This is a genomic window from Actinoplanes cyaneus (assembly GCF_016862095.1).
Classification (GTDB): domain Bacteria; phylum Actinomycetota; class Actinomycetes; order Mycobacteriales; family Micromonosporaceae; genus Actinoplanes; species Actinoplanes cyaneus.
In genome coordinates, this window is the sequence record NZ_BOMH01000074.1 from 1 (window position 1) to 21,770 (window position 21,770).

23 protein-coding genes are annotated in these 21,770 nt (G+C 71.8%); 13 read left to right on the forward strand and 10 right to left on the reverse strand.

Features of this window, described 5'->3' with window-relative positions; all coding sequences use genetic code 11:
* Positions 1-1,168: erythromycin esterase family protein (locus Acy02nite_RS40905; RefSeq protein ID WP_203754092.1), on the reverse strand; the 1,168-nt coding region annotated here is incomplete at its 3' end.
* A 147-nt stretch (positions 1,169-1,315) separates the two neighbouring features.
* Here Acy02nite_RS40905 and Acy02nite_RS40910 point away from each other — a divergent pair.
* From Acy02nite_RS40910 to Acy02nite_RS40920, 3 genes are read left to right on the forward strand one after another with little or no spacing between them, the layout of a single operon-like run.
* Positions 1,316-1,960, forward strand: a complete 645-nt coding sequence (locus Acy02nite_RS40910; RefSeq protein WP_203754095.1) for a class I SAM-dependent methyltransferase — start codon at positions 1,316-1,318, stop codon at positions 1,958-1,960.
* A gap of 23 nt (positions 1,961-1,983) precedes the next feature.
* Complete coding sequence (locus Acy02nite_RS40915; protein WP_203754098.1) at positions 1,984-2,610, forward strand: hypothetical protein; 627 nt, start codon at positions 1,984-1,986, stop codon at positions 2,608-2,610.
* Positions 2,607-3,026, forward strand: a complete 420-nt coding sequence (locus Acy02nite_RS40920; RefSeq protein ID WP_203754100.1) for a DUF6086 family protein — start codon at positions 2,607-2,609, stop codon at positions 3,024-3,026. The genes Acy02nite_RS40915 and Acy02nite_RS40920 overlap by 4 nt, the downstream gene beginning before the upstream one ends.
* A gap of 5 nt (positions 3,027-3,031) precedes the next feature.
* On the opposite strand, the gene Acy02nite_RS40925 is transcribed toward Acy02nite_RS40920, so the two are convergent.
* From Acy02nite_RS40925 to Acy02nite_RS40935, 3 genes are read right to left on the reverse strand one after another with little or no spacing between them, the layout of a single operon-like run.
* Positions 3,032-4,168 (reverse strand): type III PLP-dependent enzyme domain-containing protein, encoded by a 1,137-nt coding sequence (locus Acy02nite_RS40925; RefSeq protein WP_203754102.1) that lies wholly within the window; start codon positions 4,166-4,168, stop codon positions 3,032-3,034.
* Complete coding sequence (locus Acy02nite_RS40930; RefSeq protein ID WP_203754104.1) at positions 4,161-5,708, reverse strand: IucA/IucC family protein; 1,548 nt, start codon at positions 5,706-5,708, stop codon at positions 4,161-4,163. The genes Acy02nite_RS40925 and Acy02nite_RS40930 overlap by 8 nt, the downstream gene beginning before the upstream one ends.
* Entirely contained in the window at positions 5,705-7,084 is a 1,380-nt protein-coding gene (locus Acy02nite_RS40935) for an IucA/IucC family protein (RefSeq protein WP_203754106.1), read from the reverse strand. Before Acy02nite_RS40935 ends, Acy02nite_RS40930 begins: the two co-directional genes overlap by 4 nt.
* A 152-nt stretch (positions 7,085-7,236) precedes the next feature.
* Between Acy02nite_RS40935 and Acy02nite_RS40940 the strand changes: the two genes are divergently transcribed.
* Together Acy02nite_RS40940 and Acy02nite_RS40945 are read left to right on the forward strand one after the other, a co-directional pair.
* On the forward strand, positions 7,237-8,907 hold the full coding sequence (locus Acy02nite_RS40940) for an FAD-binding dehydrogenase (RefSeq protein ID WP_203754332.1): 1,671 nt from the start codon (positions 7,237-7,239) through the stop codon (positions 8,905-8,907).
* 182 nt (positions 8,908-9,089) lie between these two features.
* Entirely contained in the window at positions 9,090-9,461 is a 372-nt protein-coding gene (locus tag Acy02nite_RS40945; RefSeq protein WP_203754108.1) for a hypothetical protein, read from the forward strand.
* Between the two features lie 17 nt (positions 9,462-9,478).
* Here Acy02nite_RS40945 and Acy02nite_RS40950 read toward each other — a convergent pair whose 3' ends face one another.
* Genes Acy02nite_RS40950 through Acy02nite_RS40960 form a run of 3 tightly spaced genes read right to left on the reverse strand, consistent with a single transcriptional unit; the run spans position 9,479 to position 11,736 of the window.
* Positions 9,479-10,444: a Rossmann-fold NAD(P)-binding domain-containing protein gene (locus Acy02nite_RS40950; RefSeq protein ID WP_203754110.1), complete on the reverse strand. Its 966-nt coding sequence runs from the start codon at positions 10,442-10,444 to the stop codon at positions 9,479-9,481.
* A gap of 57 nt (positions 10,445-10,501) precedes the next feature.
* Positions 10,502-10,975, reverse strand: coding sequence for a heme-degrading domain-containing protein (locus Acy02nite_RS40955; RefSeq protein ID WP_203754112.1), 474 nt, complete (start codon positions 10,973-10,975; stop codon positions 10,502-10,504).
* On the reverse strand, positions 10,975-11,736 hold the full coding sequence (locus Acy02nite_RS40960; protein ID WP_203754115.1) for a sulfite exporter TauE/SafE family protein: 762 nt from the start codon (positions 11,734-11,736) through the stop codon (positions 10,975-10,977). The genes Acy02nite_RS40955 and Acy02nite_RS40960 overlap by 1 nt, the downstream gene beginning before the upstream one ends.
* Positions 11,737-11,953: 217 nt before the next feature.
* On the opposite strand from Acy02nite_RS40960, the gene Acy02nite_RS40965 reads away from it, so the two are divergent.
* Positions 11,954-12,724, forward strand: a complete 771-nt coding sequence (locus tag Acy02nite_RS40965) for an endonuclease/exonuclease/phosphatase family protein (RefSeq protein WP_203754118.1) — start codon at positions 11,954-11,956, stop codon at positions 12,722-12,724.
* Between the two features lie 445 nt (positions 12,725-13,169).
* Here Acy02nite_RS40965 and Acy02nite_RS40970 read toward each other — a convergent pair whose 3' ends face one another.
* A complete protein-coding gene (locus Acy02nite_RS40970) occupies positions 13,170-13,676 on the reverse strand; it encodes a GNAT family N-acetyltransferase (protein ID WP_203754121.1) in 507 nt (168 codons plus the stop codon).
* A gap of 79 nt (positions 13,677-13,755) precedes the next feature.
* Between Acy02nite_RS40970 and Acy02nite_RS40975 the strand changes: the two genes are divergently transcribed.
* From Acy02nite_RS40975 to Acy02nite_RS40995, 5 genes are all read left to right on the forward strand, one after another.
* Entirely contained in the window at positions 13,756-14,205 is a 450-nt protein-coding gene (locus Acy02nite_RS40975; protein ID WP_203754124.1) for a MarR family winged helix-turn-helix transcriptional regulator, read from the forward strand.
* Positions 14,202-14,621 (forward strand): organic hydroperoxide resistance protein, encoded by a 420-nt coding sequence (locus tag Acy02nite_RS40980; protein ID WP_203754127.1) that lies wholly within the window; start codon positions 14,202-14,204, stop codon positions 14,619-14,621. The genes Acy02nite_RS40975 and Acy02nite_RS40980 overlap by 4 nt, the downstream gene beginning before the upstream one ends.
* Before the next feature lie 778 nt (positions 14,622-15,399).
* Entirely contained in the window at positions 15,400-15,990 is a 591-nt protein-coding gene (locus Acy02nite_RS40985; protein WP_203754130.1) for a MerR family transcriptional regulator, read from the forward strand.
* A 130-nt stretch (positions 15,991-16,120) separates the two neighbouring features.
* A complete protein-coding gene (locus Acy02nite_RS40990) occupies positions 16,121-16,744 on the forward strand; it encodes a hypothetical protein (protein WP_203754133.1) in 624 nt (207 codons plus the stop codon).
* A gap of 119 nt (positions 16,745-16,863) precedes the next feature.
* The gene (locus Acy02nite_RS40995; RefSeq protein ID WP_203754136.1) at positions 16,864-17,427 is read left to right on the forward strand and encodes a hypothetical protein; all 564 of its coding nucleotides are present in this window, start codon (positions 16,864-16,866) and stop codon (positions 17,425-17,427) included.
* Here Acy02nite_RS40995 and Acy02nite_RS41000 read toward each other — a convergent pair whose 3' ends face one another.
* Positions 17,428-18,054: a TetR/AcrR family transcriptional regulator gene (locus tag Acy02nite_RS41000; RefSeq protein WP_203754139.1), complete on the reverse strand. Its 627-nt coding sequence runs from the start codon at positions 18,052-18,054 to the stop codon at positions 17,428-17,430.
* Between the two features lie 49 nt (positions 18,055-18,103).
* On the opposite strand from Acy02nite_RS41000, the gene Acy02nite_RS41005 reads away from it, so the two are divergent.
* Positions 18,104-19,339 (forward strand): beta-ketoacyl-[acyl-carrier-protein] synthase family protein, encoded by a 1,236-nt coding sequence (locus Acy02nite_RS41005; RefSeq protein WP_203754142.1) that lies wholly within the window; start codon positions 18,104-18,106, stop codon positions 19,337-19,339.
* Between the two features lie 386 nt (positions 19,340-19,725).
* Here Acy02nite_RS41005 and Acy02nite_RS41010 read toward each other — a convergent pair whose 3' ends face one another.
* Complete coding sequence (locus Acy02nite_RS41010) at positions 19,726-20,022, reverse strand: hypothetical protein (protein WP_203754144.1); 297 nt, start codon at positions 20,020-20,022, stop codon at positions 19,726-19,728.
* 1,042 nt (positions 20,023-21,064) lie between these two features.
* Here Acy02nite_RS41010 and Acy02nite_RS41015 point away from each other — a divergent pair.
* Entirely contained in the window at positions 21,065-21,403 is a 339-nt protein-coding gene (locus tag Acy02nite_RS41015; protein WP_203754146.1) for a hypothetical protein, read from the forward strand.
* The last annotated feature ends 367 nt before the right edge of the window (positions 21,404-21,770 follow it).

Here is a 21,770-nt window from a genome sequence, read left to right on the forward strand (position 1 = left end):
AATTCAGCTCCGGCACCAGGACCGCCAGGTCGAAGGCGTCCGCGACGGGCAGTTCCAGGTAACCGTCGAGGTTCCGGAAACGCTGCGGGCCGTCCGCGGTGCCTCGCAACGGCCGGAGGTCGGTGATCCGCGGATCGACCGCGTCGGAGGTCAGCATGGCTTCGACGCTGCCCGGCGCGGGCTCGTCGAGGTCCACGGTGAGCACCTCGACGCCGCGCTCGGTGCCGGGCGCCGGGCGTCGCGTGGGGGTGCGGCCACGGGCACAGGTGAGCGCGATCGACACGTAGTCGTCGCCCAGCTCGGCCACCAGGTGACTGCCGAGGACGGCCACCTCGAACGTGCCGCCCAGCCGGATCGGGATCCGCTGCAGGTGCGTGTTGGCCGCGGAGATCACCACGCGGCCGCCGTCGCTCAGCAGTTGCCGGGCGGTCTCGGCCATCGCCGTGTCGCGCACGTTCACCGCGGCGTGGATGCCGGAGCCACCCATGGCCGCGACCTGGGCACGCAGCATCTGGTCCAGCAGGACGGCCAGGCGCAGCTCGTGCCGGGCGGTGGCGAACCCGGCCGCCGGGTACAGCGGGCGCATCGTGTCGACGCGCGCGGCCAGCTCGGACAGCAGGATCGTCTGCGCGTCGCGGTCGGCGGGCGGCATCTCCCGGTACGCCGAGAGGGCCGCCATGGTGTACGGACTCGACCAGCTCTTCGCGTACGCCGAAAGCTGGTCGAGAATCTGCGATGCTCCCGGGTCGACGTCGGCGAGGAAGCGCGCGACCCCATCCAGTGCGGGGAGCAGTGACCCCAGGTCGGCGGGCAGGTCCAGGCCGGCGAAGCGCACGCGCCCGTCCTCCCGCAGCCAGGACAGCAGCCGGCGGGTCTCCTCGGTGGCGCCGAACCCGTAGGTCAGGCCGCGCCCGGCGATCTCCGCGACGTCACCGTCCTCGAGGCCGCGCACCCAGCGGTCGACGAGGAGACCCTCGCTGAACCCGGACTCCAGGGCCACGGTGGAGAAGCCGAGCCGCTCAGTCAGGAACCGCACCAGCAGGTGCCTCACCCGCTGGTATTCGCTCACGTTGTGGGCGGACTCGCCGATGCCGACGACCCGTGCGCCGCCGATGATCGTCCGCAGCGGCTCCAGATCGTCCACCGTGGTGATCGTGATCGCGTTCATGGGTCGGCGCTCCCTTGCGTCGGTTCCGATGCCGTCCAGACCGCCAACCTATCGGTCTGCCCTAAGGGCAAAGCTACATATCCTAGGATCCTAGGATGCCCTAGGCGTGGTGCGATGAGGCTTACCAACCGGTGGCACAGTTGCGGCATGAGCAGTGAGGTGACGCCGGACGGGTGCCCGGTCGAGGTCTACCGTCACCTGCCCGCCGGCCACGAGCCCGACCTGATCCACGAGGCGATCCCACCGGGCTCCCGCATCCTGGAGCTCGGCTGCGGCACCGGCCGTCTCGCCAACCCCCTGGCCGCGAAAGGCCATCACGTCACCGGCGTCGACGAGTCCGCGGCGATGCTCGGCCACCTGCGTGACGTCACCCCGGTGCACGCCCGGATCGAGAGCGTGCGGCTGGGGGAGCGCTTCGACGTCGTGCTGCTGGCCGCGAACCTGATCAGCACGGCGCACGACCGCCGCCTTCTCACCCAGGCCTGCGTACGTCACCTCGTGCCCGGTGGGATGCTGATCGCTCAGTGGCTGCCGCCGTCCTGGTTCGGCCGGGTCGATCGGGAGGGCCGGCTCGGTCCGGTGCACGGCAGGGTGCGGCTCGTGCGGTCCACGGCGGAGCACGTGACGGCCGAGACGACGTACCGCCTCGATGCGCGCTCCTGGACCCAGCGGTTCACGGCGTATCGGATCACCGAGGCGCGACTGCGCGACGAGCTGGCCGAGGCCGGCCTCCACCTGAGCCGATGGCTCGACGCGACGCATTCCTGGTGGTCGGCGGATCGCGAGAGGTGAGGGGGATTGTCTACTGTGCTCCGATGAGGTTGCTGCTGTCGTTCGCCGTCGCGGCGGTGCTGGGGGTGACGGGCGCGCTGCTGGGGTCGGCGCCGATGGCGGCTGTGGGGTGTCTCGGCGTGCTGGCGGTTCTGGCGGTCCATCCGTGGACGCGGGCCGCGCCGGTCCCGGTGCGGCTGGCGCTCTGGGCCGGGTTGCTGCTGCTCGGGGTCGTCGTCGGCGTGCACGTGTCGAGCTGGCCGGATCCCATGACGGGCTCGTCCGATCCGGTGACCGGTGCCACCCCGGAGGAGATCCTCGCGCGGTTGACCGAGCCGTCCGCGGCGTACCGGCGCTACATCGCGGTGAGTGTCGCCCTGGGGCTGGCGTGTGCCTGCTTCGGGGGCGCCCTGGTGCCGGTGGCCCGGCGTCGCGACGTACGGGCGCTGCTGCTCCCGGCTGCCGGGGTGGCACTGCTGGGCGTCCTGTGCTGGCAGGCGGCCGACGCCGCGCGGCGTAATCGGCCCCGGCCGGTCGAGCGTGGCACGTTCGTGTCGGTGCTGGCGATCCGTGACACCGAACCGCACGTGCAGAGCGCCGTCGGCGCCGGACTACTGGTGCTGAGCGCGGCGGGCGCTGTCCTGGGCGCCGCGAGGAGGGATGGCCGGTGAGCCAGTACTTCATGGTGGGCGGCGTGTCGGTGTGGAATCCGGCGACGACGCCCGCGCAGCTCTTCTACCGGACCGCCGGGGCGATGACGGTGGTCGCGGGGCGGCCGCACGGCATCGTCGATCTGGAGTACGACGAATACGACGTCGACCTGCCGGTGTATCAGGATTTCGTGGCGGCGCTGACCCGCCGCTATCTCGACGCCACCCATTCCGTGATCGTCGACCTGGCCGGCGGGTTCCTTCCGATGGCTGTCGCGTTCCTGCGGGCCGCGGGCGGCGACGTCCCGCTGCTGGTGGAGACCGCCGCCGGGGATCTCGAGGCGGCGCGGAAGGTGCCGGCCGGCGAATACGCGATCGAGAAGGCGACGGCCGTGCTGGCCCGGGTCGAGGAACTGAAGTGGTCGATCACGGACTGACCCGTTCACAGGACGATGAACTCCGGGGCGGGGTGGCGCAGGAAGTCGTGGTGCGAGATGTCCCAGGCGTAGGCGCCGGTCCGGGCGAAGACCAGCAGGTCGCCGACGCGGAGACGGTCGACGTGCTGGCCTCGGGTGAGGACGTCACGGGGGGTGCACAGCTCGCCGACGGCGTCGACCGGGACGTGGGTCACGGACGGGCGTGAGTAGGGCCGATCCCAGGTGTCCACCGGCAGGATCGTGAACGGGTGGCTGTAACCCCACGCGGCGGGGAGCCGGAAGTGGTGGGTGCCGCCGCGCAGGACGGCGAACGTGCGGCCGTGGGTGGTCTTCAGGTCGAGCACCTCGGCCGCGTACCAGCCGGCGTCGGCGGCCAGGAAGCGGCCCGGTTCGAGGATCAGCTCGACGCCGTGGGGCACGTCGACCTGTGACAGCGGGGCCAGGTCGATGGTGGCCGCCGACGTGTGGTCGACGCCGAGGCCGCCGCCCGCGTTGACGACCTTCAGGCTGATGCCGTACGCCGAAGCGGTCGTGATCGACCAGGTGATCGCGTCCCGCAGGAACGCGGCGTGCGCCGTGCCGTCGAGGTTGTTCGAGACGGCGTGCAGGTGGAAGCCGATGACGTTCAGGCTGCTCGGGAGGGTGTCGAGGACCGTTGCGAGCTGGTTCTCGTCGATGCCGAACGGGGTGGGGGTGCCGGTCATCGCGTGGCTGCCGGTGACGGCGACGTCGTTGCGGTTGATCCGCAGGCAGATGTCGCCGGAGAGGCCGAGCGCGGCGATCCGTTCGGCCTCGAAGCGGCTCTCCACGTTGAGCAGCGCGCCGGCCCGCACCGCGGCGGCCAGCTCGGCGTCGGTCTTGCCGGGGCCGCCGAAGACGATGCGGCGGGCGCCGGCCCGGACGGCGAGGTCGAGTTCGCCACCGGACGCGACCTCCAGCCCGTCACAGGCGGAAGCCAGTGTCCGTACGACGTCGGGGTGCCCGTTGGCCTTCACGGCGTACAGCACCGTGGTGGCGGGTGGCAGAGCGGCCCGCAGGCGGGCGACGGCCGTGCGCAGCGCCCCGGTGTCGTAGACGTAGGCGCAGGCCGGCGCCGGGAGGCGGCGCAGCGCGGCGGCGACGTGCGAGGGCAGCTCAGCCATGCAGCGGATTCTCCACCGGGAGGTAGATGTCGCCGTTGTCGGCCAGGCGCATGCGGACCAGCGCCTTGTGCGGCACTGTCGGCGCGGTGTACGCGGCGTGGTCCTCGCGGGCCGCGGGTGAGTCGAGGCCGTCGTAGGTCTCGTCGACGACGTCGCGGATGATCCGCCACGCGGCGCGTTCGTCGAGGTCGAGGTGGAGCACGATCTCGCCGAGGTGGGCCTGGAAGGCGGTGTAGCCGAGTTTGGCGCGCATCACCGCCGCCTCGTCGGTGCCGACGACCGACCCCGGCCACAGGTCGATGTGGTGCCCGGCGGCGGCGAGGCGGGGTAGGTGCAGGCGCAGGCCGGCGAAGTCGCGCAGGGCGAGCCGGTGCGGGCGGCCGCCGACGAACGTGGGCAGGCAGTTCTGCAGGTGCGCCTCGAGGGCGACGCCGTGCGTGGCGAGCCGCAGCAGCGGGGGCAGCAGCAGCTGGGCGTAATCGGTCAGCCAGGCCGCCGGGCCGCCGCCGTGCCGGGTGATCAGCTCGCGCATGCGGTAGGGGAGGGCGCTGCCCGGGATCGCCTCCTCCCCGGGTGCGAGGCGGCCGGTGAGGCCGTCGCGCAGGATGGCGGAGAGGTCGCGGCCGGAGCCGGCGGGGACGGCGGCGCCGGCGGTCTCGGCCATCAGCAGCAGGGTCGGCTCGCCGGCGGCGAAGCGGTGCAGCAGGGTGGAGACGGCGGGGCCGTTGCGGGTGCTGGCGACCGAGATGCTGCGCCGGGTCGAGGTGACCTGGATGTCGAGGGAGACCTTGAGGTAGCGGCGGGTGCCGTCGGCCGCCGCCGGGAGCAGCAGCGTGCGCAGGGCGGCGGTGGGGACGGCCGGCAGCTCGCCGTCCAGCTCTCGCAGCGTGCCGTCGGCGAACAGATGCCGGTAGCGGTCAAGGACCAGGGCGTGCTGCCAGGCATGGACCGGCTGAGCACGATAGCCGGGCTTCAAGGACGAAATGTCCGGATATAACTCGCTCAGATCGTCCCCGAGATGCGCCGCATCGCGAACCGCGATGAATCGCACCGCGGTCTCCCCTGCTTCCAAGTCGTGGGCGAGGACGTCACACGTGTCCCACCCCAGCCGGGTACGACCGCAGGGGTGCAGGTTGTGACCGGAAATGGCCAGCCGTTCCCCGGCGATCGCCGCCTCGTCCGCGTCGCCCCCGCGGGCCGGGCCGGGCCGGGACAGCGCGATCGCCAGATTGATGACGGCGTTACGGATCTCGGCGGCGAACCCGGGGGCGCCGAGATCGCCGAGCAGCTCCGCGGGGTCGGCGACGCCGGAGCGCGCGAACTCGACCCGATGGAATGCGTGCCGCGTCGCGCCCCGGTCGTCGTCGCTGGTCAGGCCTTCACGGGCGAGGGCGCCCCGCAACCGTCGCCCGACTGTCTCCGCGGCGTGGGGCAGGTGGTCGAGGAACCCGGCGACCAGGTGCGGCGCGTGCACGGCGAGCGCCGCCTGGGTGTGCGCGGCGGCCGCGGCGAGGCGTCCGGTGGTGAGGCTGGAGGTCATGCGTACACCGCCATGGGGTTGGGCCGGTAAGTCCAGATGTCGTCGAGCGGGTCGGCGGCGAGGCGCATGGCGGTGGTCGCCTTGACCGGAAGTGATCCGGTCAGCAGGTCCGGGCTGTCGCGTAGGCCGGCGGCGATGATCTCCCACAGCCGGTCCGGCTCGGCGCCGTGGTGCTCGGCGAACGCGTCGACGAGCTGTGTCGCGACGGTGCCGAGCGCGGCCGCCGCGACCTTGGTGCGCAGCACGGCCGGGTCGTCGGTGAGCAGGTCACCGTGCAGGTCGAGGCCGAGACGCCGGTCGACGCGGACGCCGCCCAGGTCGCGGTAGAGGACCCGGACCGGGTGACCGTCGCGGAGCACGACCAGGGAGTTCTGCCCGTGCGCCTCGAGGGCGACGCCGCGACGCAGCACGGTGGTCAGCGGCGCGAAGAACACCGCGGTCAGCTCCGCCAGCCATCGGTACGGGTCGTCGACGGTGTCCAGCAGGGCGGAGGCGAGGACCCCCAGCGGTACGGCGGTCTCTCCCGGCCCGAGGCTCGGCGCGCGCCGCACGAGGTGGGCGAGGTGCCGGTCCGGCCCGTCGTCGGTGATCACCGCGCCCGCCTCGGTCTCGGCCAGGACGTCGATCGGCAGGTCAGCGGTGAGTTCCCGCAGCGCCGCGCTCAGGATCGGCCCGTTGTGCACGGCCGCGGGCGAGACCGTCCGCACCGCCGAGGTCATCTGCACGTCGACAGCGGTCTTGAGGTGCGGCCCGCCGCTGACCGGTGCGACGGTGCGCAGCGACATCAGCGGGCGCACCGGCCGGGTCGGCCCGGCGTCGGTCAGCCACGGGTAGCGGCGCAGCAGCCGGGCGGCCTGCCACGGGTGGGCGTAGAGGACGGGCTGGGCGGTGCCGTGCCAGCGCTCGGCGGGCACCCGCAGCCGGCGCAGGCGGATCACCGGGCGGTGCTCGGGCCCGTACGCGAGAACGTCCGCCACGGTCATCCCGGCGCGGGTCCGGCAGCAGGGGTGCAGCGGGTGCCCGTCGGTCTCCAGCTGCTCGATCCTGCCGAGCCCGTCCGGGTCACCGGCGGCCGGCAGCACCCGCGGGACGCGGTTGGCGCGGGCGAGCGCGAGGTTGGCGACGCTGTTCGCGATCTCGGCGGCGAACGGGGTGCCGGGCCAGAGCCGCTCGGTCAGCTCGATCGGATCGGTCTCGGGGTGGTCGGTGCCGGCACCCGGAAGAGGTTCACGGTCGAGGGCCAGGTGCAGCCGGCGCAGCACCGCGGCGCGCGCCCCCGGGAGTGCCGCATCGTAGCGTTCGACCAGGTCAGGCCGGAGATTCTCGAGCGCGGCGCGGGTCTGCGCCGGGCCGGAGGTGGGGATGTCGTGCGGCACTCCACCATTGTCGCCGTGATCGGCCGTAGTGTCCGTGCCGGGGTTTTGCGGGGCGAGCGAGGACACAGTGCCTGTTCGGCGTGTCACGAATCCTGTTCACGTATCGGATACATTCCGGGGCACTGATGTTTCCGGGAGTGGAGGGGGTCGTCGTGGACGCGGACGTCATCGTGGTCGGTGCCGGACTGGCCGGATTGGTCGCGGCGCACGAACTCACCACCGCCGGGAAGACCGTGGTGCTGCTCGATCAGGAGAACGCGGCGAACCTCGGCGGGCAGGCGTGGTGGTCGTTCGGCGGTCTGTTCTTCGTCGACAGCCCCGAGCAGCGCCGCGCGCGGATCAGCGACAGCGTCGAGCTGGCGTGGAGCGACTGGCGGGGCAGCGCCGGCTTCGACCGGCTCGGCGACGAGGACTCCTGGGCGGTCAAGTGGGCCAGGGCGTACGTCGAGTTCGCCGCCGGGGAGAAGCGCTCCTGGCTGGCCGGGCTCGGCCTGACCTGGTTGCCGTTCGCCGGGTGGGCCGAGCGTGGCGACCTGCGGGCCGGCGGGCACGGCAACTCGGTGCCGCGTTTCCACATCACCTGGGGGACCGGGACGGGCGTGGTCGAGCCGTTCGCCGCGTCCGCGCACCGGGCCGCCGCGTCCGGCCTGCTGCGGTTCCGGCACCGGCACCGCGTGGACGAGCTGATCGTGGAGGGTGGCGCGGTCACCGGCGTACGCGGGAAGGTGTTGAAGGACGACGACGCCGCCCGTGGCTTCCCGTCCAACCGGGACGAGATCGACGACTTCGAGGTACGGGCGCAGGCCGTGATCGTGACGACCGGGGGGATCGGCGCGAACCACGACCTGGTCCGTCAGTACTGGCCGGCCCGTCTCGGCACCGCGCCCCGGACGATGATCACGGGCGTGCCGGCGTACGTCGACGGGCGGATGCTCGGGATCGCGGAGGACGCCGGGGTGCGCCTGGTCAACCGGGACCGGATGTGGCACTACACCGAGGGCATCCGCAACTGGGACCCGATCTGGCCCGCGCACGGCATCCGGATCCTGTCCGCGCCGTCGCCGATGTGGTTCGACGCGCTCGGCCGCCGGCTGCCGCAGCCGTACTACCCGAGTTACGACACCCTGGGCACGTTGCGTTACCTGCGGACGACGCCGGAGCTGGCCGAGCACGACCACTCCTGGTTCATCCTCACCCAGAAGATGATCGAGAAGGAGTTCGCGCTCTCCGGCTCGGAGCAGAACCCGGATCTGACCGCGAAGGATCGCAAGGCGTTCCTGCGTGATCGGCTGCTCGGCAAGGGCGCGCCCGCCCCGGTGGAGGCGTTCAAGCAGCACGGTGAGGACTTCGTGGTCGCCCCGGAGCTCGACGAGCTCGTCGCCGGGATGAACAAGCTGACCGGGACGCCGCTGCTGGACGCGGCGCACGTGCGCGCGCAGATCGAGGCACGGGACCGGCAGCTGGCCAACAAGGTCACCAAGGATGCGCAGATCCAGGGGATCTACAACTCGCGGCGTTACCTCGGCGACCGGATCGGGCGCACGTCCACGCCGCACCGGCTGCTCGACCCGGCGGCCGGGCCGCTGATCGGGGTGAAGCTGCACATCCTGACCCGCAAGACGCTCGGCGGGATCCAGACGGATCTCGACTCCCGGGCGATCGGGGCGGACGGGCAGGTGCTGCCCGGGCTGTACGCGGCGGGTGAGGTGGCCGGGTTCGGCGGTGGCGGCGTGCACGGGTACAACGCCCTCGAAGGGACGTTCCTCGGCGGGTGCATCTTCAGCGGTCGCGCGGCCGGCCGGCACGCGGCCCGCTCGTTGTAACACCCGCTTGCGCCGCCCGCTTGCGCCGCCCGCTTGCGCCGCCCGCAGCCGGGCGGCGCGCGGCCCGGGTGGTAACACCCCGTCCGGCCGCCGCCGGTTCACCGGCGGCGGCCGAATTCGCGATCACCGCATCGTGTCACCCGCACGTGGGCGCGGCCGGCTCCGGCGGGGTTTCCCCGAGCGTGGACAGGGATTTCGCAGTCGCGCCACGGCCGGAGCCCGCCCGGATGCGCGTCGGCCCCGGGCCGGATCTGCGGCCGGGCGCCGCGCAGACCGGCACCGACGACGACGGGGTGGTGCTGGTGCAGGTGGCCGCGGACGGTGGCGTCGCGGTCGAGGTCAGTGCCGGTGCGGCCGAGCGGCTGCGGGGCGCGGACGCCCTCGTCGCCGCGATCCTCGGCGCCTACCGTCAGGCGCTGCTCAAACGCATGGCGGTCCAGGCGATGGACACCCGCGCCGCGCCCGGGGCCCTGCCCGACGTGACCGACGAGCGCTGGCGCGACGGCGTCCGCGAAGCCCTGGAGCAGGCGTGCCGGGCGATCAGGCAGCGCTGAGCAGCTTTGCCGGGCGATCAGGCAGCGCTGAGCAGCTTCGCCTCGACGGCCGGGTCCAGGCCGACCGCCGGTCGGTCGGTGCGCCGCGGGACGTCGCCGGCCAGCGTGGACAGCCAGCGCCAGGTGTCCGCCACGGTCTCGCGAACCGGCCGGCAGCGCAGGCCCGCGGCGAGCGCCTTGCCGACGTCGCCCTCGTGCATGGTGTGGTGGTCCTCGCCCGGCGGCAGCCAGATCGGCAGGTCCGTCCACGGCTCCACCCCGGCCGCGAGGATCGTCTCCGGGTCGGTCCAGCGCAGCTCGGCGTGGCCGCCGGTGACCTGCGCGGCGGTGTCGAGCAGCTCGCCCATCGTGGTGTGCCCCGGCGGGCTGACCAGGTTGAACGGGCCCGTGGCGCCGACGTTGGCGAGCAGGAACAGGGCCAGATCCCGTACGTCGAGGTATTGCAACGGCAGGTCCCGCGGCCCGGGCGCGAGCGTCGGGCCGCCCCGGTGCAGCCGGTTCAGCCACCAGGGCAGGCGGCCGACGTCCTCGTGCGGGCCGAGGATCAGCCCGGCCCGGGCGAACAGGACCGGGCCGCCGAACGCCTCGGCCGCCCGCTCGCCGCGCAGCTTGTCCCCGGCATAGCCCGGATCGTCGAGATCGCAGAGCGGCGCCTCCTCGGAGAGCACGCCGTCGAGCGGCCACCGGTAGACGGAACGGCTGGAGACGTACGTCAGATGGCCGGCTCGTCCCGCGAGCAGTGCCGCCGCGGTGCCGACCGCCGTCGCGTCCGCCGACCAGGTGTCGACCACCGCGTCCCACGTGCCGGTGCGCAGCGCCGCGAGGCCACCCTCGGCGAGACGGTCGCCGACGAGCACCTCGACGCCGGGCACCGGGTCACGACGGCCACGATTGAAAACGGTCACGTGGTGACCGGCCGCCACCGCCGTCTCGGCGAGGACGCGACCGACGAACCCGCTGCCCCCGAGGATCAGAATCCGCATGGGCCGAGCCTGCCCGACGGCCGGTCCCGGCCCCAAACGGATCTGCTGACGGCAGAGTCAGTCCTCCAGGAACGTCTCGAGGGCCTCGACGACCAGCGCGTGGTCCTCGGCCTGCGGCAGCCCGGAGACGGTCACGGCACCGACCACCCCGACACCGCGGATCCGGATCGGGAACGCCCCGCCGTGCGCCGCGAACAGTGCCGGATCGACCCCCATGGCGGCGTCGAGCTGCCTGCCCTTGGCCGCGAGTTGCCGCCCGACCAGATAGGACGAGCCGGCGAACCGGTAGACGACGCGGACCTTGCGCGCGATCCAGACGTCGTTGTCGGCGGTCGAGCCGGGCAGGCCGGCGTGGAAGAGTTGCTGCTCGCCGCGCCGGATGTCGACCGCGACCGGCAGCCCGCGCTGGGTCGCCAGGTTCACCAGCAGGCAGCCGAGGGCCCACGCGTCGGCCTCGTCGAACTTGTCGAAGACCAGGCGGCGCTCCTGCTCCTCGATCTCGGCGATCAGTTTCTCGGACTCGTCGCTCATCAGCTCATTCTTATCTGATCGAATCCGAGCTTGACGATCAGGGCGAGCACCACGACCAGCAGCACGATCCGGACGAAGCCCGAGCCCTTGCGCAGCGCCATCCGCGCGCCGACGACCGCACCGGCGATGTTGCAGACCGCCATGCCCGCGCCGAGCCCCCAGTGCACGTGCCCGGTCGCCGCGAAGACGATCAGCGCGCCCAGGTTGGTGCCGGTGTTGACCAGTTTCGCCATGGCCGAGCCGTGCACGAAGTCCGCGCCGACGATCGTGGTGAACGCGAGCACCAGGAACGTGCCGGTGCCCGGACCGATCAGTCCGTCGTAGAGCGCGACGACCCCGCCGGCGACCGCGACCGCGACGACCCTCCTGGTGGGAGTGCGTTTCTCCATGTGCTCGGCCAGCCCCATGGCGGGTCGCGCGGTCACGAAGATCGCCACGCCGATCAGGACGACGAGCACGGCCGGCCGGTACGCCGCGGCGGGGATCGACCCGGCGAGCAGCGCCCCGCATCCGGCGCAGAGCAGCGCGAGGGCGGCCGACGGCCCCGCCACCCCCCAGTCGATCTTGGTGCGGCGCGCGTACGTGAACGCCGCCGTGCTCGTCCCGCAGATCGCGGCGAGCTTGTTCGTGCCCAGCGCCGTGGGCAGCGGCAGTTGCGGGGCGGCCACGAGCAGGGCGGGCAGCAGCAGCAGACCGCCACCGCCGACGACCGCGTCGACCCAGCCGGCAGCGGCGGCCGCCACGAGGAGCGTGATGATCACTTACGGCCGCGCATCCTCTGCAGCCACATGCCGAACATCGCGACGCCTATGAAGACGACCATCGAGCAGCAGAGCGCCTTGGTGAACATCCGGACACCTTAGCGGGCGCGGTGTGTCAGCAGGTGAGCGTGGGTTTGCGAGCGCGGCCAGGCGCGACCCGGCGGCGTGGCGAGGTGCCGGTCTCCTGCCCGGCGGGTGCGTTGACTAGGGTCGGCCTGTGCGCCTGGCCACCTTCAACCTGTTGCACGGCAGATCGCTGTCCGACGGCGCGGTCCACGCCGACCGGGTCCGCGACGCCGTCGCCGACCTCGACGCGGACGTGCTCGGCCTGCAGGAGGTCGACCGCGCGCAGCCCCGCTCGGGTGGTCTCGACCTGACCGTGCTCTGCGCGCAGGCCCTCGAGGCGCCCGCCCACCGGTTCGCCGCAGCCGTGGTCGGCACGCCCGGGCAGACCTGGCAGCCGTGGCACGCCGACGCCGACATCGCCCACCCGCAGTACGGCATCGCCCTGGTCAGTCGCTTCCCGGTGCAACGCTGGCAGATCACCCAGCTGCCGGCCGCGCCGGTCCGCTCGCCCGTGCTCACCGGCGACGGGCTGCTGCTGCTCGAGGACGAGCCGAGGGTGCTGCTGGCTGCGGTCCTGGAGACGCCGGACGGTCCGCTCAGCGTCGGCACGACCCACCTGTCGTTCGTGCCCGGCTGGAACGTGCGCCAGCTGCGCCACGTCGTCCGGGCGATGCGCGCGCTGCCGGCTCCGCGCATCCTGCTCGGCGACCTCAACATGCCGACCGGGCCGGTCCGCGCGTTCACCGGCTGGCGCCCCCTGGCCCGTGCCGCGACGTTCCCGAGCCCGTTCCCGCGCACCCAGCTCGACCACGTCCTGGCCGACCCGCGCGGCGCCTCCGCACTGGGCCGCGTCGTCCAGGTCCGCACCCCGCACCCGGCCGTCTCCGACCATCGTCCTCTGGTCGTCCGGCTGGACCGCTGAGGATCAACCCCCTTCGCGCGTACGCCCTCACGACGCCCACCACCGTCCGCGTCCCGCCCGCCGGCCCGGCCGCCCTTCTCGTGCGAGCCCACGCGAGGCCCGCCGCCGCCCACCCCACCGCTGCGCCCCCGCTCCCCGGCTGGCCCTCACGGTCGTCACGTCCCCGTTTTCCAACCGTCAGTGCCAGCCGGCCGGTCGCGGCTGGTGCTGACGGTTGTCACGTTCTGGTTTTCCAGCCGTCAGTGCCAGCCGGCCGGTCGCGGCTGGTGCTCAGGGCTGTCGGCGCCAGCCGGCGGACGCACCGGGTCGTGGCGCTGGTCGCGGTTCCGGCTGGGTCTCACCGTGGTTGTTCGGGATGGACTACCACGGTGAGAACCAGCCCGGGCGCGCCGAGGTGGCGGCCGAGGGCACGGGGCGGGGCTCACGGCGTACCCAATGGTCGGGGTCAGGGTTTTGCGGGGCGGAGGTAGACGTCTTCGAGGCCGTCCTCGGGGTCCCACTGCTCGCCGATCTTGCGGAAGCCGAAGCCCTTGATCGTGGCGCGGGAGCCGGCGTTGTCGGGGCGGATGCTGGCGCGGACGGCGGTGACGCGCGGGTCGGCGTCGGCGCGGCCGAGCAGGGCGCGCAGCATCGCCTTGGCGTAGCCCTGACGGCGGTGGGCCGGGTCGACGGAGTAGGCGACCTCGACCACGCCGTGCGCGTCGGGTGGGCCGTGGAAGCCACCGTGACCGACAACGATCCCGCCAGGGTCGGTGACCGCGGCGCGGGCGATCCAGTCGGCGGCCTCCGGGTTGCGCCGCACGTCCTCGAGGCGGATCTCCCACAGCCACCTCTCGTCGACCAGGTACTGGCTGAGCGGGGTTCCGGCGGCCTTGCTCGCGGCCTCCAGGTCGCCGTCGACGAGGGCGGACAGGGCGGCGGGGGGAAGTTTCACGAATCGGATGCCCGGCATCCCGCGATGATCACACGTCGTAGTGGCCCACGCCAGAAATCGGTTGCGCACAACTTAATCGTGTACTACTGTTCTGGGCATGCGGGAGAGCGCGGCACTGGACGAGATGATCTGCTTCCAGCTCTATGCGGCCAGTCGGGCGATGACCTCGCTGTACCGTCCGCTGCTCGACCCGCACGGTCTGACGTACCCGCAATACCTGGTTCTCCGGGTCCTCTGGCACGACGGACCCATCACTGTCCGTGATCTCGGTCGCACCCTGCGGCTGGACAGCGGCACCCTCTCTCCGCTGCTGAAACGCCTCGAGGCGCAGGGGCACCTGACCCGCGCCCGTGGCGCCGACGACGAGCGCACCGTCCTGGTCAGCCTGACCGAAACCGGTCAGCGTCTGCGCGACGAGATCGGCGACCTCACCCAGGCGCTGCTCTGCTCGGTCAACCTGACCGACGACGAGCTCATCCAACTGCGGAGCCTGCTCGTCCGAGCGAACCGCCCTCCCGCAATTCCCACGAAAGGTGACCCCGCATGACCGCGCTCTACACCGCCTCCGCCACCGCGACCGGTGACGGCCGCAACGGCCACGTCCGTTCCAGCGACGGTGTCCTCGACTTCGACCTGGCGATCCCGAAGGAGATGGGCGGCCCCGGCGGCGCCCTCACCAACCCGGAGCAGCTGTTCGCGGCCGGCTACGCGGCCTGTTTCCACAGTGCCCTCAAGCGGGTCGCCAGCGCGCACAAGGTTACCCTCACCGACACCGCGATCACCGTCGACGTCGGCATCGGCCAGCTTCCCAGCGGCGGTTTCGGCCTGAGCGTGACGATCGAGGCCGAGCTGCCCGGCCTGCCGGAGGAGCAGGCGAAGGAGATCCTCGAGGGCGCCCACCAGATGTGCCCCTACTCGAACGCCACCCGCGGCAACGTCGAGGTCCAGCTCAACCTCGCCTGACCAGCGTGTGACCCGGGGCCCGGGCAGCGAAGTCGCTGCCCGGGCCCCGGCTCGTTAGCGCCCTGACTCGCTGCCCGACGCCGAGTTGCCTCGCTGGCCCGGCTTCACCTGTCGGCTGTGACGCGATCCGCGGCGCAGCCGGTCACTCCGATGCCGCTTTCCGCGCCGCAAGCGCCCCACCCCCGGTTCCACAACGCGAACGCGGGTGCCTAAGTTGGTACGCTCGGTAAGGTCTTCGGGGGTTTTACGGCCAGGGCCAATACGGCAGGCTGGTGATCGCAGCCGGCGGATGGTTGGGTTTCTGCCCTTTCTGTTCGTGTCGCTCGATCCGGGCCATGAGGTCCTCAAGGTCGGCCGCGGCGAACTTCCATCTGGAGGGCCGGGCAGTAGCTGCGCTACGGCGGGTCCGCCCACCACTGGGGCACCGCAACCTACGTGGCCGGCAGCAACAGCTACGAAAGCCAGGTCTGGTTCAGCGGCAGTCTCGAGCGCGCCTTCGACTTTCGTCTGCGACATCCACATCCGCCCCATCACTCCCGAAACCCTGACCAACCCAGTCACCCGTCAATCCCCGACGGACTTTCGGCTCGGACCATCAAGTGGGGGACACTCGCGACGACCAGCGCCTCCCCGTGCGGAAAGGCACGACGGACGGTCGCCGGGTATCCGGTTGATGCGCAGGATGTCGATCATCGCCGCGACCATCGCAGAATCGGGGTTGAACCCGACCCCGCGTCAGGTCCTAGCGTTCACGGCGTACCTCGGGAAAGGAGGTCCGATGGAGGAATCCCAGCGCGAGTGGCGCGTCGGGGAACTGGCACGGGCGACGCGCGTGACGGTTCGGGCGCTGCACCACTACGACCGGCTCGGCCTGCTCGTGCCGTCGGCCCGCACCGCGGGTGGGCACCGGTGCTACACCGGGGACGACGTGCGCAAACTGCACGTCGTCCTGGCGTTGCGCGGGTTCGGGCTGAGCCTGCCGGAGATCCGCGACACGCTCGGCGAGGCGGCCGGCGACCCGACGGGGTTGCTCCGGCGGCAGCTCGCCGAGACCGAGGAGCGGATCCGGCGCGGGATGAGTCTGCGGGCCCGCCTGATCGGGGTGCTCGGCGCGCTCGGCAGCATGGCCGAGCCGTCGACGACCACCTTCCTGCAGTTGATCGAGGAGATGACCACGATGTCCCAGCCCCTCACCCCGGAACAGCTCGCCGAGATGCAGCGCAAACGGCACGAGTTCGCCGCGTCGCTGAGCCCGGAGGAGCTGGCCGCGATGAACCGGCAGCGCTCCGAGGCGACGGCGCGCCTGACGCCGGAGCAGCGCGAGGCGCTGCAGGCCGAACGAGCCCGCTGGATGCCGCAAGCCGAGTGACTTCGCCGTATGCAGAGGAAGTCAGGTCGTAGGCGGCGTGACGCTCGCGCGTGACCCGATCGGCTGTCCGGAGGCGCCCCGGGCAGCCACAACCTTGCGATTGACGTTGACCCATGACAAGATGACGTGCATGCAGGTGCGGCACGACGCCGGCGAGGGCTGGATGAGCGGCAGCGCGCTGGCCGAGCGCGGGTGGACCGTGGCGGCGATCCGGCGTTTCCTCGGCGAGCCCGACCGGACAGTGCCGAATCCGGCGTTCCGCACGGCCGGCCCGATGCGGCTGTTCCGGCTGGAACGGGTCGTCGCCGCGGAACAGACCGAGCCGTGGCAACGCTGGCGCGAAAGGTTCGTGCAACGGTCCGCCCGGAGCCGGGCCGTCGCCGCCGCCAAGCGCGCCGAGCTGCTGGCCGACATCGCGGCGCTCGACATCCGGGTGCCGGTGATGTCCATGGAGACGCTGGCCGGGCTGGCGGTCGCCCACCGCAACGAGGTCGTCCGGAGCCGGCCCGGCCCCCGCGCGCGACCCGCCACCGCCGCGGAGACCGACGCCGCGACCCTGCGCCGCTGGATGGTCGGCTACCTGCGGCACCGGACCACCGTCCACAACGCGACGCTGGACCGGATGTATGCGCGGGTCGGCCGGGCCGAGGCCACCGTGGCGATCCGCAACACGGTCTTCGCCGTGATCGCCGCGACGTACCCGGCGCTCGCCGACGAGACCCGCCGGCAGGTCGCCCGCGGAACGAGCACCTGACCCCCGGCCGGAGCGGATAGCCTCGTGGCCGGCGGTTCCGCCGCCGGATCAGCGGCGATCTCACAGCACCGAGCAGTCGCAACAGGACAAGGCGATCTCACAGGACCATGGGAGCGGCGATGGCCCGGCACACCACGGGACGCAAACCTTATCGGGGGCCCGGCCCGGCGCGCCTTCCGGTCCTCGGGGTCGACGTCGGCGGGGTGATCGTCAGGCTTGCCGGGCGCGACGAGGACACCTCGTTCTTCGGCAGCCGGCCCCTGGAGACCCCGGCGGTCGACGGGGTCTTCGAGGCGCTCGCGACACTGACGGGCGCGACGTTCGGCGGGCGGGTGCACCTCGTGTCCAAGGCGGGGCCGAAGGTCGCCGCGAACACCCGGGACTGGCTGGCCCACCACGGGTTCTTCGCGCGCACCGGCATCGCCGCGGGCAACGTGCACTTCGTGCGGGAGCGGCGGGACAAGGCGCCGGTGTGCGAGCGGCTCGGCATCACGCACTTCGTCGACGACCGCCTGGACGTTCTGGCGTACCTGGAGTCGGTCGAGCACCGCCACCTGTTCCTGGGCGGCGGTGACGATGGCGGGGCCGGCAGCGAGCACTCGGCCGCCCCGGATGTCCCGCCCTGGGCGACGGTCACCCGGCGCTGGGCCGAGCTGGCCACCTTGCTGGCCGCGGCGCGCTGATCAGGCCTCCCGGACAGTCAGCACGCCGGCCAGGTCGACGTCGGCCGACTCGCCGCTGTAGCCGCTCTCGGTGAAAAGCCGGGCACCGAAGACGGTGGTCCAGAAAGTACGCACCTCCACCGCCGCCGGGCGGTCGACCGTCCAGCCGCGGCGCTCCAAAACCGCGGACAGGTAGCGCTCGGCCTGAAGGAACAGCACCGACAGGCTCTGCTGCACCGAGGCGTGCAGCTCGGGCCGCAGCCGGCTCACCGACATCGCGTGGACCGCGACCGGCACGGCGGGCAGGGCCAGTGCGGTGCGGGCCAGGGCCGCCCGGAACGACTCCGGGGTCCGTTTGCGCAGCCCGATCGGCTCGAGCCGCTGCGCCTGGTGCAGCAGCAGCCGGAACGCGGCCTCGACGAAGAGCGCGTCCTTCGAGCCGAAGTAGTACGTGATCTGGTTCGGGTGGGCGCCGGCCGCTCCCGCGATGTCGGCCACGCTCACCGCGGCCGGGCCGCGCTCGGCGAAGAGGGTCTCGGCGGCCCGCAGGATCGCGTCGCGGGTGCGCCGGCCGCGGGCGCGTGGTGGCTCCGCTGTCCGGGCTGCGCGTGTCCTGCGGGGTCCGGGGCCGCTCGGGCTGTCCGTCATTTTTGTATGCTATACAACTAGCGGCACGATCCGGACGGAAGGGGGCCCGATGGGCGCGGACGATGTGGTGATCACCGGGCTGGGTGCGACGACGCCGCTGGGCGGGGATGTCGACTCGCTGTGGCAGGGCATGCTGGAGGGCCGCTCGGGCGTGCGGCGCATCGACGATCTGCTGGGTGGCTACGCCCATCGCGAGGAGCTGCCGACGCTGATCGGCGCCCCGATGGCTGTCTCCCCCGACACGGTGCTGGGCCGGGTGCCGGCGCGACGGATGGACCGCTGCCAGCAGGCCGCGCTCGTGGCGGCGCGCCAGGCCTGGGCCGACGCGGGCACGCCGGGTGTCGACGGCGAGCGCCTGGCCGTCGTGATCGGCACCGGCATCGGCGGCGTCACCACGCTGCTCGAGCAGGACGACGTGATCGAGGAGAAGGGCCCGCGGCGGGTGTCGCCGCTGACCGTGCCGATGCTGATGCCCAACGGCGCCGCCGCGTGGATCAGCATCGAGCTCGGCGCCAGGGCCGGGGTCTACACGACGTCGGCGGCCTGCGCCTCCGGGGCCGAGGCGATCGCCCAGGGGGCTCGGCTGATCCGCTCGGGGGAGGCCGATGTGGTCGTCGCCGGCGGCGCCGAGGCGTGCATCGCGCCGATCACGCTGGCCGGGTTCGCCCAGTCACGCACCCTCTCCAAGCGCAACGACGAGCCGGAGCGGGCATCCCGGCCGTTCGACGTCGATCGCGACGGGTTCGTGCTGGGTGAGGGCGCCGGCGTGGTGGTCCTGGAACGGGCCGGGTTCGCCGCGGCGCGCGGCGCACGGCCAGTGGCCCGGCTCGCCGGCTTCGGGATCACCGCTGACGCGTATCACATCACCGGCCCGGAGCCGTCCGGCGAAGGACAGATCCGGGCCATCCGGGCCGCGCTGCGGACCGCCGGGCTCACCGCGGGCGACGTGGACCACCTCAACTGTCACGCCACCTCGACGGTCGTGGGCGACGCCGGGGAGGCCGTGGCCATCCGGACGGCACTCGGCGACGACGTGGTGCTCACCGCTCCGAAGGGCGCGATCGGGCACCTCGTGGGGGCGGCCGGCGCGGTCGAGAGCATCATCACGATGCTCTCGGTCGCCGAGCAGGTCATCCCGCCGACGCTGAACCTGGAGACCAAGGATCCCGCGGTGCGGCTGGACGTGGTCACCGGCGAGCCGCGCAAGCAGGCGATCGGGGCCGCCATCTGCAGCTCGTTCGGCTTCGGCGGCCAGAACGTGTCGCTGCTGTTCACCCCGGCCTGAGCGGCTGTCTCGCAATCTGCTGCCGCAGCTGGCGCGACCATTGGCGTGCCGAGCTCCGTCTCTGCCATTCGTGGAGCCGTCATGGTGACGCGGAGTCGAACGCGCAAAGTCTGCAGGTGACCGCATCGTCAGCGTACGGCGGTCGTATCGCGGGTGTTTCCGGGCATGTGCGTCGACCGCAGGGCTGTGGTGACTGTCGCCGCGCTCTTGATCTCCGCCGGCCCCGTGGTGGGCATTTCGAAGGCCTACGGGACAGTCACCGCCGGGCCGGGGCCGTCGGTTGACGAACCAGGCGCAGCAAACCATCACGCCATCGACGCGATCGAGCGGGATACCTATCCTCCCCCGCCGGGATGGGCCCCCGCTCGATCGCGTCGGCTGCGGTTTCAGTGCCTGCGGTCGCGCATGATCCGGTAGCCGTTGAGCGCTACACCGAGCAGGATGATCCCCGACCCGGACCCGAGGCCCAAGTAGAGCAGGTCCGTACCGGAGGGGTCGGCGAGCAGTTCGCTGACCCCCGCGGTGACCACTCCGGTGGACAGGCCGCCGTAGGTGAACCGCAGCATGCTGGTGCCGGCCGCCTGGAATGAGGTGTCCTCGGCGTGTTCCGCCGAGTAGACGACGATCCTCAAGGGTCCGAGCCAGAACTCGTGTTTGTCCCTGGTCTCGTGCAGGGATCTCACGTTGGCCACCCAAGGGCGAACGGGTTCGTTCGTGAGGTTGAGCTCTGGTTGTGAGGGCGGGGCCGTCCCCGCTGGTGCGACCTCGGTGCTTGTCACCTCGGTGTCAGGGCTGCCTGCTTCCGCAGCACTCTTGATCTCTATGTTCTGCTCGGCCGGCAGGGCCGTACCGTCAGGCGCCCGGCGCATCGAGCTCGGCATACCCGAATCCTCCGGCACACCGCCCATGATCCGTACCTCCTTCACCACGGGGGAGTGGGTGAACAGAAACGTTCTCCCGAGTGGCAGGGTACCGGTAAACGCACCAATGCATGGTCGCGTGTCCACTCATTCGTTCATACATCTGGGCGTGCCGGCCCCTGCTATGTGAGAGCTGCTCAGATTGTGTTGCAGATCACAGGCATGGACGGTGCGTGTCGTTCCGGTGGTGATTAGGTGATCAATCCGGCATCTGAGCTGGCAGGTTATGACTCAATGTGAGCATGACGTGAAACTGAGTGAACGATTGCCGCTAGCCAGCGGCTATCACCGGAACGTACGACTCTACTCTTGGCAATAGGTATGCCTGTCCGTCAGTCTTGGCGTATGCATATGTAGAGGGATCGCCTCTCGGTCGTACCCCCGGGAGATGATCAGTGATCATGGTTGTCATCGATGCCCGGCGATGCGCACGCTGGCAGTCCGGTCACGACCTGTTGACGTAAGGAGGTCAGGGTGCCCATCCAGTCACCACCCACTCACATCGCGGTCGAACCGCCTGCACTCAGCAGCCACCACAGATTGCTGATGGTGGTCATCGTCATCACCTTTGCTGCCATGCTGTCCTTCGGTGCCGCAGCACTGGACATGTCTGAGCCGAGCGCGGCGGCGGCCGTCGGCTCTATGGCTACGGCGGCAGCGCTCGCGATCCTCGGGCGTCAGCCAGGGGCGCCCCATCACGCCGGCACCATGCCAAGACCTCGCAGGCTGCTGCCGGCGCGTCCGCCCCGGCGGAGCCCGATGGGGTCACCATGGTCATTCAGCGGTAGGTAAAGGAGGGATGGACGTGACCGATCTCGCTACCGGTATCGATCCCGAGACCATTGAGAAGACCACCGGCACCGCCGCTACGCCGCCCACCCCGCCCACGTCTCGGCCGGAACCGCCTGGCGGTCGAGGCGGCGGCAGTCAACTGACGCGTACCACTGTTAATCTCACACCCCAGGCGGTCGCTGCGCTCGAGCGCATGGTCGCCGACGGCCAAGGCCCGAACAAGTCCGAGCTGATCAACCGCGGAGTGCAAGTGCTGGAGATCATTCAGCAGGTACTCGGCCCCAACAAAAACCGGCTCACCGTCAAACACGACGACGGCACCGAGGAACGCATCTGGATCATCGGCGGATAGTTCTCCGCCCTGCCCTCCAGGCTCCCACTCCGGCAGGACGGTGGCAGTCCCAGGCGGATCTGAACCGAAAGAAGGGCACAGGAAACGGCACCCGGCGGCAAGCGGGTGCCGTTTTCCGTCGGGCCGGGGGTTTTCCGGATCTACGTTCTGCCTACGCTACGGCGCTGAACTGGGGGCAAGATTCCCTGAGGGGTACAGCCTCCGCACGCTCACCGGTCCCGCTGACGCCGACGATGCTGCTTGCGCGTGAGGACGGCTAGGCGGCCGGCTGTGGGCTCTGGACGCGGCTGTCCGCGGGAACCGCCGAGCTACATGCACTTGTGGGTCGCGCCACAAGCGCGCGATCGGGCCCGGCCGGCGCCTATTG